Source organism: Actinacidiphila acididurans (assembly GCF_016918855.1).
Taxonomy (GTDB): Bacteria; Actinomycetota; Actinomycetes; order Streptomycetales; family Streptomycetaceae; genus Actinacidiphila; species Actinacidiphila acididurans.
This window is the reverse complement of record NZ_JADKYB010000008.1, coordinates 326,147-342,476: the sequence shown is the minus strand read 5'-3', so window position 1 is coordinate 342,476 and position 16,330 is coordinate 326,147. Positions and strand designations below refer to the sequence as shown.

15 protein-coding genes are annotated in these 16,330 nt (G+C 71.6%); 1 reads left to right on the top strand and 14 read right to left on the bottom strand.

The window, feature by feature from the left end:
* Positions 1-51: 51 nt before the first annotated feature.
* The 13 genes from ITX44_RS17545 to ITX44_RS17485 all read right to left on the bottom strand — a co-directional run bounded on the left by ITX44_RS17545 (position 52) and on the right by ITX44_RS17485 (position 14,578).
* A complete protein-coding gene (locus tag ITX44_RS17545; protein WP_205358171.1) occupies positions 52-306 on the bottom strand; it encodes a gas vesicle protein GvpG in 255 nt (84 codons plus the stop codon).
* A gap of 97 nt (positions 307-403) precedes the next feature.
* Complete coding sequence (locus tag ITX44_RS17540) at positions 404-1,117, bottom strand: GvpL/GvpF family gas vesicle protein (protein ID WP_205358170.1); 714 nt, start codon at positions 1,115-1,117, stop codon at positions 404-406.
* 3 nt (positions 1,118-1,120) lie between these two features.
* Positions 1,121-1,570 (bottom strand): gas vesicle structural protein GvpA, encoded by a 450-nt coding sequence (locus ITX44_RS17535; protein WP_205358169.1) that lies wholly within the window; start codon positions 1,568-1,570, stop codon positions 1,121-1,123.
* A 102-nt stretch (positions 1,571-1,672) separates the two neighbouring features.
* Positions 1,673-1,966 (bottom strand): gas vesicle protein GvpO, encoded by a 294-nt coding sequence (locus ITX44_RS17530; RefSeq protein WP_205358168.1) that lies wholly within the window; start codon positions 1,964-1,966, stop codon positions 1,673-1,675.
* A 118-nt stretch (positions 1,967-2,084) separates the two neighbouring features.
* Entirely contained in the window at positions 2,085-3,062 is a 978-nt protein-coding gene (locus tag ITX44_RS17525) for an NAD-dependent epimerase/dehydratase family protein (RefSeq protein WP_205358167.1), read from the bottom strand.
* 193 nt (positions 3,063-3,255) lie between these two features.
* A complete protein-coding gene (locus ITX44_RS17520) occupies positions 3,256-4,824 on the bottom strand; it encodes an alpha-L-arabinofuranosidase B (RefSeq protein ID WP_205358166.1) in 1,569 nt (522 codons plus the stop codon).
* A 78-nt stretch (positions 4,825-4,902) separates the two neighbouring features.
* Positions 4,903-5,919 (bottom strand): ABC transporter permease, encoded by a 1,017-nt coding sequence (locus tag ITX44_RS17515; RefSeq protein ID WP_205358165.1) that lies wholly within the window; start codon positions 5,917-5,919, stop codon positions 4,903-4,905.
* Positions 5,920-6,005: 86 nt separating this feature from the next.
* Positions 6,006-7,616, bottom strand: a complete 1,611-nt coding sequence (locus ITX44_RS17510; protein WP_205358164.1) for a sugar ABC transporter ATP-binding protein — start codon at positions 7,614-7,616, stop codon at positions 6,006-6,008.
* Positions 7,616-8,722, bottom strand: a complete 1,107-nt coding sequence (locus tag ITX44_RS17505) for a substrate-binding domain-containing protein (RefSeq protein ID WP_236060790.1) — start codon at positions 8,720-8,722, stop codon at positions 7,616-7,618. Before ITX44_RS17505 ends, ITX44_RS17510 begins: the two co-directional genes overlap by 1 nt.
* Before the next feature lie 655 nt (positions 8,723-9,377).
* A complete protein-coding gene (gene araA, locus ITX44_RS17500) occupies positions 9,378-10,883 on the bottom strand; it encodes an L-arabinose isomerase (RefSeq protein ID WP_205358162.1) in 1,506 nt (501 codons plus the stop codon).
* Positions 10,880-11,596, bottom strand: coding sequence for an L-ribulose-5-phosphate 4-epimerase (locus tag ITX44_RS17495; protein WP_205358161.1), 717 nt, complete (start codon positions 11,594-11,596; stop codon positions 10,880-10,882). Before ITX44_RS17495 ends, araA begins: the two co-directional genes overlap by 4 nt.
* A gap of 134 nt (positions 11,597-11,730) precedes the next feature.
* Positions 11,731-13,407, bottom strand: a complete 1,677-nt coding sequence (gene araB, locus ITX44_RS17490; protein WP_205358160.1) for a ribulokinase — start codon at positions 13,405-13,407, stop codon at positions 11,731-11,733.
* 106 nt (positions 13,408-13,513) lie between these two features.
* Positions 13,514-14,578: a LacI family DNA-binding transcriptional regulator gene (locus ITX44_RS17485; RefSeq protein ID WP_205358159.1), complete on the bottom strand. Its 1,065-nt coding sequence runs from the start codon at positions 14,576-14,578 to the stop codon at positions 13,514-13,516.
* Positions 14,579-15,237: 659 nt separating this feature from the next.
* Here ITX44_RS17485 and ITX44_RS17480 point away from each other — a divergent pair.
* Positions 15,238-15,711: a YxiG-like protein gene (locus ITX44_RS17480; protein WP_205358158.1), complete on the top strand. Its 474-nt coding sequence runs from the start codon at positions 15,238-15,240 to the stop codon at positions 15,709-15,711.
* A gap of 148 nt (positions 15,712-15,859) precedes the next feature.
* Here ITX44_RS17480 and ITX44_RS17475 read toward each other — a convergent pair whose 3' ends face one another.
* Positions 15,860-16,222, bottom strand: coding sequence for a hypothetical protein (locus tag ITX44_RS17475; protein WP_205358157.1), 363 nt, complete (start codon positions 16,220-16,222; stop codon positions 15,860-15,862).
* Positions 16,223-16,330: the final 108 nt, after the last annotated feature.

Genomic DNA, 16,330 nt, shown 5'->3' with positions numbered 1-16,330 from the left:
GGAGGGGGCGCGGCCGGCGGGGCGGCGGGGGCCGGCCGGAGCCGGCGGCGGTCAGCCGCGGGAGAGCCGGCGCTGCTGTTCCTCCATGGCCTCCAGCCGGTCCAGGAGCCGGTCCTCGCGCTCCTCGAACTCCGCCTCGCCGATCCGGCCGTCCACCAGATCGCGTTCCAGCGCGGCGAGTTCCCGCCGGACGGGCTCGGGGTCGTACGCCTCCCGCTCCGCCTGCACGACCACCTGCTCGATCACCCATGCCGTGCCGCGCAGCGGCGCCAGGGGCAGGGTGAGCAGTCCGGTGATGAGACCCATCGTGCTGTTCCTCGCTGTTGCTTGCTGTGGCGTCTTGCCCGAGTGCCGGGCCGCGCCCGTTCGGCGCCCGTGCGGTGCCCGTGCCGTGCGCTCCGCGTCAGACGAAGCTGTACGGCGGCAGCGGCCCGTTCAGATGGAAGGTGTAGGCGTCACCGCGCCGTTCGGCCTCCGCGTGGACCGCTTCCAGGAAGGCGGCGGCCCGGTCCCGCCGGACCAGGAAGGAGGCGTTCAGGAAGCCGTCGCCGACCGGCGCCGCGACGCTGGTCCGCTCGGCGCGCGGGGTGAGGGCGGCGGCGACCTGCTGCGCCTCGCTCTCGCGGCGGGCCTCCATTTCGCGGGAGAGCAGTTCGCCCAGGGCCACCTTCTCCCGCTGGGCCTGCGGGTCCTGCCGGGTGAGGTCGTTGAGCCGCTTGGCCTCGGGGACCTCTTCCAGGACCTCCCGCAGTGCGTCGTCCTGCTGCCGGGTGACCTTCAGGTTGTACTCGCGGCAGCCCTCGACCGCGGTCAGCCGGCTCTGGTACTCCTCCTCGCGGGCGGCGATGGCCGCGACGGCCTCGTCGTCGTCGGGGGCCACCAGGCCGAACCGCATGGGCAGCACCGGGCCGTCGTCCAGCAGCCGTTCCAGGACGAGCTGGTGGGCCAAGACGTCACGGCGTCTGGCGCGCAGCCCCGTCGGGGCGTCGCCGGCCACCAGGCTCAGGCCGCCGGCCTTCAACACCCTTATGGTGTGGGCCGGTTCGCCGACACCGGTGAGGCCGTCGGGCGGCGCCGGGTGTCCGGCGCGGGCGATGGCGTAGATGTACGTGGGCAACGGTCAGTCCTCCCGTCGGCGAGCGCTGGTACGGCGGCTGCTTGCGGGCTTGCGTTCGCTGCGTTCGCCGCGTTCCTCGTCGGAGTCGTCACCGCGCAGGCCCTCGGTGATGGCCTCCACCGCTCCGGTGAGGGCGCCCTTCGACTTGCCCTTCGCGCCGGACTCGGTGGCCTCGCCGACGATGTCGGTGAGCTGGGTGGGCGCCTTGCGGCCGGATTCGAGGTCCAGCCGGTTGCACGCCTCGGCGAACCGGAGGTAGGTGTCCACGGACGCGACCACGATCCTCGCGTCGATCTTGAGGATCTCGATGCCGACCAGTGAGACACGGACGAAGGCGTCGATGACGAGCCCCCGATCGAGGATCAGTTCCAGGACGTCGTAGAGAGTGCCCGAGCCGCCCCCTCCCTGATCGGCACGGGCGACGGATGAGTTGCCGGCTGCGACAACGCTCACACCGCATCATCCTTTCGTTGCTGGGCTCCTGGCGGAGCCAGGTGAAAAACGGCATGCCGGTGCCCCCGCGGTGCGTTCCGCACCCGGCCGGCTGCCTTCCGGTCAGTGGTCCACTCGGCCCCTCGGATACCGGGCGACGCGCTCGTAGGAGACGATCTCGCCCCGCGCGTCGAGGTCGACCCGGTAGGAGGCCATCACGCTGGCGGTGTCGGGGATCCTGGGGACCTCCACGACCTCCACCTGCGCGGTCCAGCCCTCGTCCGTGGACTTCAGCGACGTCACACCGGCCGGCGGGTGCTCGAGCATGAGAGCGAGTCCCGAGGTCACCGCGCGCAGCGCCTCGGCCATCGGGATCCGTTCGCCCGAGGTGTCGCGGTCGGTGTCCTTCGTCGCCATGATGCCGTCCAGGGATGAGGGTTTTGGGCCGTGCCGCCCGCTTCGGGCGGCCTCCGGTCACCTGCCCTGGGCCCTCGAACGTATGCACACGACGGCGGCTCACAGAGCCGCCGCGGGATCAGGCGGGGCTGAGCGGCCGGCCGCCGGTGTCGATCCTGCCGGCGGCGACGAGCCAGGCCAGCGCCTCACGGACGGCCTGGAGCGAGGTGTGGCGGGGGGCGTAGCCGAGCACGCGGCGGGCCCGGTCGATGCTCACGTTGGTGCTGCGGGCGATGTGCTCGTACGTGCGGCCGGCCTCCTGCCCGCTCACGCCGGCGGCCCACTGCTCGAAGGGGGCGAAGTGGAGCATCGCGGGGCGGCCGAACCAGCCGGCCACCGCTTCCGCGTAGCCGCGCAGGGTGAGCGCGCGCTCCGAGCAGATGTGGAAGGCCCGCCCGACGGACGCCGCGGGGTCGTGCAGGGCCAGTTCGAAGGACTGGGCGACGTCGTCGGCGTGGACGTGGTGCAGCGTCTCCAGGCCGGAGTTGGGCAGCCACAGCTCCTCGCCCCGGGCGAGCATCCCGAAGACGTCGGGATCGAGGTTGCCGGCCGGGTTGACCGGGACCCAGCCGGGTCCGCTGATGTGTCCGGGGTGCAGCACCGTGGTGGGCACACCGCCGGCGAGGGACTGCCCGAGCAGGTACGACTCCGCGGCCGCCTTGTGCACGCCGTAGTCGCCGAACGGCCTGCGGGGCGCGTCCTCGGTGACCGGGACCTCGGTCGGCACGCCGTGCACCCACACGGTGCCGCAGTGCAGCAGGTGGCCCGTGGCGCCGCGCAATGCCTCGGTCAGCGCGCGGGCGCTGTCGGGGGTGAAGCAGACCATGTCCACCACGGCGTCGGCGCCGAAGCCGGCGATGCGGGCGCCGAACGTGCCGGCCGCGTCCTCGGCGGACCGGTCGGCGTGGACCCGCTTCACCTCGTCCCAGGCGGCGTCCGGGTGGTAGGGCTCGCTGGGGCCGCGGGTGACGACCGTCACGTCGTGTCCGCGGCGTACCAGCCGCGGTACCAGGTAGCTGCCGACATGACCGGTGCCCCCGATGACCACGACCCGCACAGCGGTTCCCTCCCCTTGCGCGAAGGATCGCGGACAGCACCGATCCTTCCAAAATCCTTCACATTCGAACGCCCCGCCCAAGGGAACTGCCTTTGAGCTGCGCAGTCAACCCCCGTGGCGCGCCGTGCCGCCCCCGGGGCGGGCCGGGGAGCGGCACGGCGCGGACGGCCGGGATCGTCACCGGCGGCTTCGGTCAGCTCCAGGGCTGGGCGACGAGCCAGCTGGTGTCGTCGTTCCAGGAGGTGGCGCTGTCGAAGGTGTTGGAGCCGCCGTTGGAGGCGATGTACACCGTGTAGTTGTAGTGCCGCAGGTACCGGTTGGTGTAGTTGACCGACTGGAAGGAGTACCCCTGGCCGTTGTTGCCCGACTGGGGGCAGAAGGTGGCGTCCTGGGTGAACGTGGACGAGCCGTCGTTGCCGCTCAGATGCAGCTGGTAGTTCTGGTGCCGCAGGTACTGCCCCGAGGCGTTCGCCGACTCGAAGGACACGCAGGAGCTGTTGGCCAGCCCGGCCCGGACGATCCAGGTCGCGTCCGCCTTGTCCGTGGCCGAGGACGAGGAGGCGATGTTGGAGATCACCACGTTGCTGTCGCTGTCGTCGTGCCGGACGTAGTCGGTGGTGCAGCACGCGGTCGTGGCCTGGAGCGAGATCCGCGAGCCCGGTGTCAGCGAGCCCGTGCCGCCGCCGGTGGAGGAGCCGCCGTAGCCGACCGAGGCGATGTTGGCCTGGACGGCGTTCTCGGTGGCGTCGGACGGATAGCCGGAGGTCATCACACCCTCGTAGAAGGTGCCCTGCGCGCCCTTGCTGTTGTCGCCGCCGATGCCGAGGATGATCGCGCCCTCCTTGTGCATCGGGTTGTAGCCGGAGACGTTGGGCCGCACCCCGCTGTAGAAGGTGGACAGGCCGCCGGACTGCGCGTTGCCGCCGCGGATGGCCCACTGGTTCGCGCCGCCCTTGACCATGGCGGTCAGATAGCGGTAGTTCACCGTCGGGTCGTTGGCGTTGTAGTGCTGGTTCACGCCGGAGAACAGGCCGTTCTCCAGGTCGGCCATCACCCAGGGGCCGTTGCCGGCGCCGTAGCCCCAGACCTTGATGTTGCCGAAGTAGATGGCCTCCATGTGGCCGTTGCCCGTGTCGTTGTTGCTGGTCTCGGCGTTGCCGTAGTCGAAGCAGCAGCCGCCGTTGTAGTGCGTGCCGTCGAAGATCGCGTACATGCCCTCGGGGTTGTCCCCTGTCGCGATGCCGGACGTGTGGTCGTTGCGGTATCCGGTGCCGGGGGCGACGAAGACGCCGTACGCCTTGTGGCCGCCGACCGTGGTGGGCGCGGCGGTCGCGTTGGCCAGGTTGTCCGGGCCGCCGGCCGCGCCGCCGCCGGGCGCCTGGGTGAGGTTGTTGCCGCGGCCGGTCTGGTCGTAGACGACGGTGATGACGCAGGTGGTGCCGGAGCAGAAGGAGTCCTGTGTGGCGGCGTTGGCGTAGCCGCCGGCGCTCAGGACGCCGATGTCCTTGGTCGTGTTGTCCGAGGCGCGCCGGACCTGGTACAGCGAACCGTTGTAGGAGCTGTACAGGGCGCGGGTGGTGCTGTGCGCGGCCACACAGGGGGTGCCGCCGGCGGCGTAGAGGTCGCAGGGCAGCGAGCCGGCCGCCTGCGAGGTCTGGCTGCCGCCGACCAGGACGCCCGCGAGGAGCGTGACGGCGGCGGCGACAGCCAGCGCCCATTTCCGGAATTGCCGTAACAATTGGGGCGATACGGATGCGGACATGCTCGTCCTCCTCGGTGGGGGGATGGGTGGGGGGATCAGGGAGGATCGGCGGGGATCGCGGGAGGGGCGGGCCGCGGGTCAGCCGCGGCGGGCGACGCTTCTGGCCCGCAGCCGGTCGGCCGTGATCGCGATGCCGAGGACGCAACCCAGCACGATATTGGTGTAGTTGGAGTTGATCTGGAGCGTGGTCAGGCCGTTGTTGATGAGCTCCAGCAGGATCGTGCCGGCCACGATGCCGAGGATGCGGCCCTGGCCGCCCACCAGGCTCACCCCGCCGATGACGGCCGCGGCGATCGCGGACAGCTCCCACCCGACGCCGACGCCGCTGGCCGAGCCGACGCCCATCCGGCCGAGCACCATGATCCCGGCGAACGCCGAGAGCAGCGAACTGGTGACGTACATCGACACCACCCGCCGGTCGCCGCGGATACCGGCCAGCCGGGCCGCCTCCGGGTTGCCGCCGACCGCGTAGACCTGCCGGCCGACGTAGGTGCGCTCCAGGAAGAACCAGGCCGCCAGCGCCACCACCGCGAACAGGATCAGCGGCAGCGGGATCTGCGCCACGTACGTCTGGCCGATGTCGCTGAAGGTGCCGCCGATGCCGATGATGGAGGTGCCCGAGGTGATGGCCAGAGTGACGCCCTGGGCGACGGTGTAGGTGACCAGGGTGACCACGAACGGCGGCATCTTCAGCCGGGTGACGGCCAGTCCGTGGATCAGGCCGACCGCGCCGGCGATCGCCAGGGTGACCAGGATCGCCAGCACCGGCGGCAGTCCGGCCCGTACGTTGAACCAGGACATCAGGATGACGCTGGTGCCCAGCAGCGCCCCGACCGACAGGTCGATGCCGCCGGTGAGGATGACCAGGGACTCCCCGATGGCGATCAGGCCGTACTGGGCCAGGTCGAAGCCCATGCCCTGGAGGTTGACGGCACTGGCGAAGGTGGACTTGTCCAGCGCGAGCGCCACGAAGACCACCACGCAGGCGGCGACCACGCCGACCTCGGGGGTCTCCAGCAGGCGGCGGGTCAGCGAGGCCCGCGCGCCGGCTTCGGCCTCCTCCTTGGCCGGGGCCGGTGCGGTGCCGGTGTTCATGGGCTCGCCTTCCCGTGCGGGTTCCGGAGACTTGTCCCGGGAGTGCCGGCGGTTTCCATCGGCGGCGGCCGGAGTCGTACGGGTGTTCATGCGTCTGCCTTCCCCTGCTGGCCGGTGGCGGGCGGCAGTTGCGTCCCGGCCGCCGCGGTCATGATCACTTCCTTGCCGAACCCGGCCCGGGGGATGTCGGCCACGACCCGGCCGTGGGCCATCACCACGATGCGGTGGCAGATCCACAGCAGCTCCTCCAGTTCGGAGGAGGCCACCAGGACGGCCAGGCCGCGTTCGGCCGCCGCGTCGATGAGGCCGTAGATCTCGGCCTTGGCGCCGACGTCGACCCCGCGGGTGGGCTCGTCGAGCAGCAGCAGCTCGGGTTCGGCGGCCAGCCAGCGGCCGAAGACCGCCTTCTGCTGATTGCCGCCGGACAGTGAGCCGATCGGCTGCTCCTGGCTGTGCAGGCGCACCCCGAGGTCCTTGACGATCCGGGCGCTGTGCTCCTTGTCGGTCCTGGGCCGCAGCACACCGCGGCGGCTGATCCGGCGCAGCGTCGTCAGCGTGACGTTCCACCGCACCGAGTGCGCCGGCAGCAGCGACTGGACCTTGCGGTCCTCGGGCACCATGCCGATCCCGGCCTCGACGGCGTCGGCCGGATGGCGGGGCCGGAAGTCGCGGCCGCCGAACGTCACGGTGCCGCCGGTGCGCGGCTGGGCGCCCATCACGGTGTGCAGCAGCCGACTGCGGCCGGAGCCCATCAGCCCGGCCACCCCGACGATCTCCCCCGCCTTGACGTCGAGGTCGACCGGGCCCAGGCCGTCCGCGGTCAGGCCGCGCACGCTCAAGGTGGTGGCCCGCTCGACCGAGGGGGGCGGGGCCAGGTCGGCGCGGGCCAGTTCGGCGCCGACCATCTCGCGGATCATCCGCTCCTCGGTGGCCTCGGCCGGGGTCAGGTCCGCGACCAGCCGGCCGCTGCGCAGGACGATCACCCGGTCGGCGATCGCCTGCACCTCGTCCAGCCGGTGGCCGATGAACAGCACCGCTCCCCCGGCCGCGGCGTGCGCCCGGGCCAGGTCCAGCACCCGTTCGGCCTCGACCGGGCCGAGCGAGGAGGTCGGCTCGTCCAGGATGAGCACCACCGGGCGGTGGCCCCACGCCTTGGCGATCTCGATCATCTGGCGGACCGGCACCGGGAAGCGCTCCACCGGCCGGTCCACGTCCACGCCCTTCACGCCGACCTCGGCCAGCAGCGCCCGCGCCTCGGCGCGGGTGCCGGCCCGGTCGAAGACCACCCGGCCGGCCGGCCCGGCACCGGCGGCGCGCGCCGGGCGGCGGCCCAGCAGCAGGTTCTCCGCCACGCTCAACTGGCCCACCAGCGGGAACTCCTGGGCCACCAGCGCCACGCCGAGCTCCCGGGAGTGGTCCGGGCGCCCGGCCTGCAACGGCTCGCCGGCGATCTCGATCGTGCCGGTGGTGGGGGTCACGGTGCCGGACAGCACACCCATCAGGGTGGACTTGCCGGCGCCGTTCTCCCCCACCACCGCGACGATCTGACCGCGGGCCAGGTCCAGCCGCGGGATGTCCAGCACCTTCACCGGGCCGTAGGACTTGGAGACCTCGCGCAGCCGGACGGCCGTGTCGGCGCCGGTCCCGGGGTCGGGGGCGGTTCCGGTGCCGGGGGCGGCATTCACCGGACCGGGCATCAGCCCAGGCCCATCTGCGTCAGCTTGGCCTGGTAGTCGGACAGGTTGTCCTGGGTGACCAGGCCGACGCCGGAGCTGAGCGTGCTGCCGTCGCTCTCCAGGTACGGCTTGACGATGTTCAGCGTCGCGTCCTTGCCGAGCACCTTCAGCGCCGCGAGCAGGTAGGCGCCGGTGTAGCCCTGCTGGTACGGCTGCTGGAGCACGGTGGCCTGGATGGCGCCGGACTTGATGAACTTCAGCGTCTGCGGGTCGCTGTCGTCCGAGATGACCTTGACCCTGCCGGACTTGCCGGCGGCCTGGACCGCCTGAGCTGCCGAGGGGCCGTCGTAGGAGTAGACCCCGTACAGGCCGTTGACGTTCTGGTTGGTCTGGATCACGGTCTGCGCGTTGGACAGGGCCTTGGAGGCATCCATGCCGTCGGACAGCTTCTGCACGACCTTGACGTCCGAGCCCTTGAGCGCGTCCTCGAAGCCCTGGATGCGCTCGACCGCGTTGGACGTGGTCAGCGAGCCGACCAGGACGACGACCTGGCCCTTGCCGCCGAGCGCCTGCTTCATCGCCTCGCCGGCCTTCTGCCCGGCCTCGTAGTTGGGGGTGCCCAGGTACAGGGCGGCACCGTCCTCCTTCGGCAGCGGCGAGTCGATGGCCAGCACCGGAATGCCGGCGCTGTTCGCCGAGGCGATGGGGGCCTTGATGGCGGTCGGGTCGATGGCCGAGACGCTCATGCCGGTGATGCCCTGGCCGCGCAGCGTCTGGATGATGGACAGCTGCTGGTCCAGGCGGCCGTTGGCCGGGGCCTGGTAGGTGCCCTTGACGCCGAGGTCGGCCAGTCCCTTGGTGAAGCCGATCTTGCCGGCGTTCCAGTAGTCCACCGCGACGTTGACCACCATCGCCTCGTGCAGCTTCGACAGGTCCTTGCCCGCCAGCGCCGACTTCAGGGCCGCGTCCAGCTTCGCGAGGTTCGTGTCGTTGAAGGTGATGTCACCCTTGATCGCCGGCGCGGCCGAACTGCTCGACACATTCCCGGTGCTGTTCGAGGACGAGGACGAACCGCCCGCTCCGCTCTTGCTGCACGCACCCGCGGTGGCGACCACGGCCACCACCATCGCGGCGGCACCCCAGCGTCCATACCTCCGGCTACCGGACCGCACATCACGCATGATCATTGTCCTGTTCAGAAGGGGCCTCACGGCCTGCTGTTAGCGCTCACACATTGAGGACCAGAACTCTTCCCCACGTCCCCCAGAGCTCCGCCTGGGGGTACCCCCGGCCCCAACGGGCCGGGCCGTGCGCCCGGGCGCGCGCACCGCACTGCGGCGGCCGCGCGACCCTGGCCGTGCCTGACGTCTTCCGTTCGCCGTACCGCCGCTTCCCTCCGCCGGTGGGACCGGAACGGGGCCGGCCCCGCGGCGGCGTCGGCTCCGGAGCCCCCGGAAGCGGTCCCGAGGCTGCCTGGCGCTCCGTCACTTGGCAGAGATTGTTAGCGTTCACGGGGCTGGCGTCAAGGTGTTACGCGGAAGAAAAACGGGCCGAACAAGCGGCGTTCACGCGCGTCGTGGGGGTGCGGCGGGCGTACGGGCGCACGGCCGCCGAAGGTGCGGGCGTACGGCCGCCGGGGAGGTGCGGGCGCAGGGCCGTCGGGGAGGTGCGGGCGTACGGCCGCCGGGCACAACGGACTTCGGCGCGACGGCATGGCTCCGCCGGACGGGGCGCGTCAGGGTGTGCGCTCCGTCCGGCGGAGGTCTTCGGGGCCGGCGACGGCTACAGGCCGCCGGCCAGGCGGTAGTAGGCCTGGTTCCAGCGGATCTCCTGGGTGAACTGGCGCAGGGTGGTGCCGGCGTCGATCAGCAGGAGTTCGGTGCCGAGCATGTCGGCGAGGTCGCCGAGTTCCTCGGTGCCGACCGCGCTGGACAGGACCGTGTGGTGCGGGCCGCCGGCGGTCAGCCATGCCTCGGTGGAGGTGCGCAGGTCGGGGGCGGGCCGCCACACCGCGCGCGCCACGGGCAGCTTCGGCAGCGGTTCGACCGGCGGCACCACCTCGATCCGGTTGGCGACCAGGCGGAAGCGGTCGCCCATGTCGGCCAGGCCCACCACGACGGCGGGCCCCGGCGCCGCGTCGAAGACCAGGCGGACCGGGTCCTCCCGGCCGCCGATGCCCAGCGGATGGATCTCGCAGGAGGGCACGTCCGCGGCGATGCTGGGGCAGACCTCCAGCATGTGGGCGCCCAGGATCAGTTCGTTGCCGGGCACCAGGTGGTAGGTGTAGTCCTCCATGAAGGAGGAGCCGCCGGGCAGGCCCGCGCCCATGGTCTTGAGCGTGTGCAGCAGCACCGAGGTCTTCCAGTCGCCTTCGCCGCCGAATCCGTAACCGTCGGCCATCAGGCGCTGCACGGCCAGGCCCGGCAGTTGCCGCAGGCCCCCCAGGTCCTCGAAGTTGGTGGTGAAGGCGCCGAATCCGCCGTCGGTCAGGAAGGCCCGCAGCCCCAGTTCGATCCGGGCGGCGTAGCGCAGCGACTCGTGCCGCTCACCGCCGACGGCCAGTTCGGGCGCCAGCCGGTAGGCGCTCGCGTAGTCCTTGACCAACTCGCTCACGGCCGCGTCGTCGATCGCGTCCACCACCGTGACCAGGTCGTTGACGCCGTAGGTGTTGACCGACACCCCGAAGCGCAACTGCGCCTCGACCTTGTCGCCCTCGGTGACGGCGACATCGCGCATATTGTCGCCGAACCGGGCCAGTTTCAGCGAGCGCAGCGCCTGGCGGCCGAGCGCGGCGCGCATCCAGGCGTGGATACGGGAGGCCACCGCGGGGTCGGAGACGTGCCCGGCGACGGTCTTGCGGGGGACGCCGATCCTGGACTGGATGTACCCGAACTCGCGGTCGCCGTGGGCGGCCTGGTTGAGGTTCATGAAGTCCATGTCGATGGTGGCCCACGGCAGTTCGGTGTTGGCCTGGGTGTGCAGGTGCAGCAGGGGCTTGCGCAGCAGGTCCAGTCCGGCGATCCACATCTTGGCCGGGGAGAAGGTGTGCATCCAGGCGATCAGGCCGACACAGGCCGGGTCCGCGTTGGCCGACAGGACCAGGCCGGTGATCGCGGCGGAGTCGGTGAGGACGGGCTTCCACACCACCCGCACCGGGACCTGCGGCGACCCGGCGATCCGGTCGGCTATGGCGCGGGACTGCGCGGCGACCTGGCGCAGGGTGTCCTCGCCGTACAGGCCCTGGCTGCCGGTGAGGAACCACACCTCGTGCGCGTCGGTCCGTGTCATGAGCGGGCTCCTGGGTCGGTCGATGGTGCGGGCTGGCCGTAGACGTTCTGATAGCGGTCGTAGAGGCGGTCGACGTCGGCGCGGGAGATCGGCAGCGGGTCGCCGAGCTGCCGGGAGATGTGCACCGTACGGGCCACGTCCTCGCACATCACCGCCGCCTTGACCGCGGCGCGGGCGTCCTTGCCGATGGTGAACACGCCGTGGCTGCGCATCAGCACGGCGGGCGAGCGGTGGCCCTTGAGGGTGTCGACGATGCCGCGGCCGATCGAGTCGTCGCCGATCAGCGCGAACGGGCCGACGGGTATCTCCGCGCCGAACTCGTCGGCCATGGCGGTCAGGACGCACGGCACCGGCTCGCCGCGGGCCGCCCACGCGCTGGCGTAGGTGGAGTGGGTGTGCACCACCCCGCCGACCTCGGGCAGGTTGCGGTAGACGTAGGCGTGCGCGGCGGTGTCGGAGGAGGGCGACAGGTCCCCCTCGACCACCCTGCCGTCGAGGTCGCAGACGATCATGCTGTCCGGGGTCAGGTGTGCGTAGTCCACCCCGCTCGGCTTGATCACGAACAGGTCGTGGCCGGGCACCCGGCCGGACACGTTTCCGGCCGTCCAGACCACGAGGTTGTACCGGACGAGCTCCTGATGCAGGCCGCTGACCTGCTGCCGAAGCGACGCGACCGCTTCCTCGGCGGTCGGCGGCGGTGGGTTGCTATTCATGGAAGGCGGACCTCGATTGTGGGTGAGCGCTCACACCACCGGAGTGAGCGTTAACACGTGAGGGGCTGGAAGAGGAGGCGGCGACGATCGGCTGAGGTGGGTTCGTGGCTTCGTGGCGTCGGGCGGAGGCGGGTTCAGGACTGGTTGCGCAGGGCTCGGAGGCGGTGCATGACGTCGCTGCCGCCGCGGCCGAAGTGGTCGTGCAGCGCCAGGTATTCGGCGTAGAGGCGGTCGTACGCGGCCGCGCGCGCCGGGTCGGGGGTGTACGCGTGGCGGTTCAGGCGGCCCATCGCGGCCGAGGCGGTCCGGATGTCCGGGTACGCGCCGGCGGCCACCGCCGCGTGGATCGCCGCGCCCAGCGCCGGGCCCTGCTCGGAGGCGAGCACGTGCACCGGCCGGTTCAGCACGTCGGCGTACGTCTGCATCAGGAAGCGGTTCTTCAGCAGTCCGCCGGCCGCGGTGAAGTCGGTGACCGGCACCCCGGCCTGCCCGAACGCCTCCACGACGACCCGGGTGCCGAAGGCGGTGGCCTCGATCAGCGCGCGGTAGATGTCCTCCGGCCGGGTGTCCAGCGTCAGGCCCACGACCAGGCCGGACAGGTGGTGGTCGACCAGCACCGACCGGTTGCCGCTGTGCCAGTCCAGGGCGATCAGCCCGTGCCCGCCGACCGGCTGGGCGGCGGCCTTCTCGGTGAGCAGTTCGTGCACCGAGACGCCGCGGCGGCGCGCCTCGGCGGCGTATTCGTACGGCGCCGCGGTCCGTACCGCCCACGCGAAGATGTCGCCGACACCGCTCTGCCCGGCCTCGTACCCCCACATGCCCGGCACCACCCCGTCCCGCACCACGCCGCACATGCCCGGCACGTCGGCCAGCACGCCGCCGTTCATGATGTGGCAGGTCGAGGTGCCCATGATGGCCAGCATGTGGCCGGGGTCCAGGGCCTGGGCGGCGGCGCTGGTGACGTGGGCGTCGACGTTGCCCACCGCGACGGCCGTACCCTCGCGCAGGCCGGTCAGTTCGGCCGCCTCGGCGGTGAGCTTGCCGGCGGGGGTGCCCAGTTGGGACAGCGGGTGCTCCAGCTTGGCGGTGAAGCCGGCGAAGTCCGGGTGCAGAGAGGCCAGGAACGCCTCGTCCGGGTAACCGCCGTCCTGGTGGATGCCCTTGTAGCCGGCCGTGCACAGGTTGCGGTTCTCCTCGCCGGTGAGCTGCCAGACGATCCAGTCGGCGGCCTCGATCCAGCGGTCGGCGGCGGCGTAGATCTCCGGGTCCTCGTGCAGGACCTGGAGCGCCTTGGCGTACTGCCACTCGCTGGAGATCTTCCCGCCGTAGCGGGCCAGCCACGGCTGCCCGGACTCCTCGGCCCGGGCCACGATCAGGTCAGCCTCGGGCTGGGCCGCGTGGTGGCGCCAGAGCTTGGGAAACGCGTGCGGCCGGCCCTCGTACCCGGGCAGTTCGCACAGCGGCGTGCCGTCCCAGGTGGCCGGCAGCACGGTGCAGGCGGTGAAGTCGGTGGCGACGCCCACCACTTGCTCCGGCCGTACCCCGGCGGCCTGAAGAGCGCGCGGCACCGCGAACCGCAGGACGTCCCGCCAGTCCTGCGGGATCTGCAGCGCCCAGTCCGGCGGCAGGACCGCACCGCCGCCGGGCAGCGCGGAGTCCACCACACCGTGCGCGTACTCGTGCACGGCGCTGCCCAGCTCCCGGCCGTCGTCGACCGCCACGACCAGGGCGCGCCCGGACAGCGTGCCGAAGTCGATGCCGACGGTGACGGCGGGGCCGCCGGCCTGGGCGGCGGGGCGATCGGTCGTCATGAACGTCTCCAGTCGTGGGGGAAGGGGCCGGTCGGCTCCGGTACGGCGGCGACGCCCGGGCGGGTCACGGTGCGATGGTCACGATGGGGCGGCCGCGATGGGCTGGTCACAATGAGGTGGTGCTGCCGCGGACGATCAGCCGGGGCTCGATGACGACGCGCTCGTCGTCGCCGGCCTGGGCGGTGGCCGCTTCCAGGCGGCTGACCAGGAGGCGGATGCTGGCCTGGCCGACGGCCGCGAAGTCCTGGCGGACGGTGGTCAGCGGGGGCGCGAAGAATTCGGACTCCGGTATGTCGTCGAAGCCGGCCACGGCCACTCGGCCCGGCACCGACAGGCCGGCCTCGCGCAGCGCCCGCATCACGCCGAGGGCCATCTGGTCGTTGGCGACGAACACCGCGCTGACCTCCGGCCCGCGACCGCGTGCCCGGCCTGCGGTGGCCCGTCCGGCCAGTTCCTGCCCGGCCCGGTAGCCCGACAGCGGCGTCCAGTCCCCCACCAGCGGCTCGGGCACCTCCGCGCCCGCCTCCTCCAGCGCTGCCCGCCACCCGGCAACCCGCGCGCCCGCCTCCAGCCAGTCCCCGGGCCCGGCGACATGCCATACGGTGCTGTGGCCGGCGGCCAGCAGGTGGTCCGTGACGAGGCGGCCGCCCAGTTCCTGGTCGACGGACACGCCGGGTATGGGCAGGGAGTGGCCGCCCTCGACCGTGACGACCGGGAAGGGCAGCCGCAGTTCGGCCAGCGCGGCGACGGCCGCGCGGTGCGGGACGATCACGACGATGCCTTCGACTCCCCAGTTGCTGAGGTGGTCGATGGCCTCCTCCAGCGCCTTGGGAGTGAACTGGCGCAGGGTCACCGCCGAGACCAGATAGCCCTCGCCGCGGGCGGCCTCCTCCAGCCCGAACAGGGTGCTGGCCGGGCCGAAGAGCGTCGGATTGCACGCCACCACGCCCAGCGTCAGGGTGCGCCTGGTCACCAGCGCCCGGGCCGAGGAATTGCGCCGGTACCCCAGCTCTTCTATGGCCCGGAGCACCTCGGCCCGCGTCGAGTCCCGCACGTTCGGGTGATTGCTGAGCACCCGCGACACGGTCTGGTGCGACACCCCCGCCCGCTGCGCGACATCCGTCATCGTGGGCGCCCGGCGCGGTCCTGTGCTCTGCGCGGTCTGGGACATGGCTCTCCGATCCGTGATGGAGTCATTGTTAGCGCTCACAGACTGCCCCGTCAAGGCACGTATGCGGCTTCGCCGCGGGCGTTTGCGGGGGTGGGGGTGGGGTGCGTTTACGTCGACCGGGGTGGGGCTGTCGTGGCGTCGTACGTCCGGCGGGACCGATGCCGGGGTTCCCTCTGTCCTGCCGGGTCACCGGGGTACGCCGTTGCCGTCCGACCGCCGGAACGGTTCCCCCGGCGTGGCGCCCGGGAGTGTCGCCTCCTGGCGTCGGTCGGCGCTCAAGTGCTGCGGGGTCGGCACGATCCGCTGTGCGCGGTCGGCGACTGGCGCCCCACGAGGTGCGCGTGATGTACGCCGACCGGCCGGCGGCGCGTCCCACATCGGAAACGGGGCGGCCAGAGGCGTACCCGGCGCCGAGGCGTACGGGCAGGCGTATCCGTACGCCGACAGTGCCGCCTACGACGTGTACGGCTGCGGCAAGGTCCGGGCATCGGCCGGGGCCCGTCCCGCCCACCGGCTCACCCAGCGCATCCCTCGCCGGCTTCCGCTGCCGATCGACCGCGCGACCGGCCAGGACTTGTCCGGACGACCTGTGGGCAACGACGTCCGGCGCTTGCAAATCTCGTTGTCGAAGGTCTCGCCGAGTGAGGTAGAAGGGCGGCATGGACACCGCCGTACTTGAACAGACGCTGGACGAGACCTTCGATCACGCTGTCGTGCACCACGGATACACCAACTACCTGCGCGACTACGAGGTCATCGTCTACGCGACGGCTGATCCCTGTACTGGCATCACGCCGTCCCACCTGCGCTACCTCTTCAGGTACTGCGTTGAGGCGCGGTGCGAGACATCAGTGCCCCCCGAGACCTGGCGGGTCTCGTTGGACGACCGGCTCATCGACCACGAAGCCGGTGTCGACCTCGACGGATACGTCTGGGGCGTGAAGTGGCACTGCCTTTACCCGGGGGCCAAGCTCCTTCCCGAGTCGGAGGCCGCCCGTCGCTGGTCGAAGGTCCTCGGAATCGACTTCCACGAGGTGCGCATTGAGACCAACGCGCACAACCTGACCTTGCTCTTCTCCGACCTTCAGGTGAGCGAGGTCCCGATTGGATATGCGCCGTTCGTCGCGGAGTAGATGTCAGCGTTCTTCTGGCCGGCTGCCGGGGCTGGTCCCACCGCATCCGGATTCGTTGTCGGCTCAGAGCGAGCCGAGACGGGCTCAGTAGTCCAGTCCCATGGCGAATGCGCCGCAGGAGCTTCACCTTGATCGCGAGCGTGCCGGGTCATTCGGTTCCGTGGCCGAGGAGTACGACCGCCGCCGCCTGACCTATCCCCGCGAACTGGTCGACGACCTGGTCCGGCTCGACGCCGACGCCGCGCGGGTCACCGGCATCAGCAAGCCCGTGCAGCGCAAGCTGCACGGGATGCTGCGCCTCGCGCTCGCCGTGCGCGACGCCGACGGCGACGACCTCGTCGATGAACTGGTCCTCAACGACATCCCCGACTACGTCCGTTCCGTCCGAGTTGTCCTTCTGTGGGCCGAGATACTCAGGCTCGCCATCTTCCGGCCCACCGGACTCACGATGCCGACGCTGCGGCAGGACCGGATCCGCGACGAGGCATTCGAGGTCGACGACCCGCTTCACCAAATGCGCCTGTTCGGCATCTCGTCTCACACCGCAATGCGGTACATCACCGCGGCCCACCCGAACGCACAGCGAAGCTCCCACGATGAGGCGAGCACACGACGCGGC

What these genes read in the sequence shown, in the direction of transcription:
- ITX44_RS17545 (WP_205358171.1), bottom strand. Translation starts at nt 306, where the DNA reads ATGGGTCTCATCACCGGACTGCTCACCCTGCCCCTGGCGCCGCTGCGC.
- ITX44_RS17530 (WP_205358168.1), bottom strand. Translation starts at nt 1,966, where the DNA reads ATGGCGACGAAGGACACCGACCGCGACACCTCGGGCGAACGGATCCCG.
- ITX44_RS17520 (WP_205358166.1), bottom strand. Translation starts at nt 4,824, where the DNA reads ATGTCCGCATCCGTATCGCCCCAATTGTTACGGCAATTCCGGAAATGG.
- ITX44_RS17515 (WP_205358165.1), bottom strand. Translation starts at nt 5,919, where the DNA reads ATGAACACCGGCACCGCACCGGCCCCGGCCAAGGAGGAGGCCGAAGCC.
- ITX44_RS17510 (WP_205358164.1), bottom strand. Translation starts at nt 7,616, where the DNA reads ATGCCCGGTCCGGTGAATGCCGCCCCCGGCACCGGAACCGCCCCCGAC.
- ITX44_RS17505 (WP_236060790.1), bottom strand. Translation starts at nt 8,722, where the DNA reads ATGGTGGTGGCCGTGGTCGCCACCGCGGGTGCGTGCAGCAAGAGCGGA.
- araA (WP_205358162.1), bottom strand. Translation starts at nt 10,883, where the DNA reads ATGACACGGACCGACGCGCACGAGGTGTGGTTCCTCACCGGCAGCCAG.
- ITX44_RS17495 (WP_205358161.1), bottom strand. Translation starts at nt 11,596, where the DNA reads ATGAATAGCAACCCACCGCCGCCGACCGCCGAGGAAGCGGTCGCGTCG.
- araB (WP_205358160.1), bottom strand. Translation starts at nt 13,407, where the DNA reads ATGACGACCGATCGCCCCGCCGCCCAGGCCGGCGGCCCCGCCGTCACC.
- ITX44_RS17485 (WP_205358159.1), bottom strand. Translation starts at nt 14,578, where the DNA reads ATGTCCCAGACCGCGCAGAGCACAGGACCGCGCCGGGCGCCCACGATG.
- ITX44_RS17480 (WP_205358158.1), top strand. Translation starts at nt 15,238, where the DNA reads ATGGACACCGCCGTACTTGAACAGACGCTGGACGAGACCTTCGATCAC.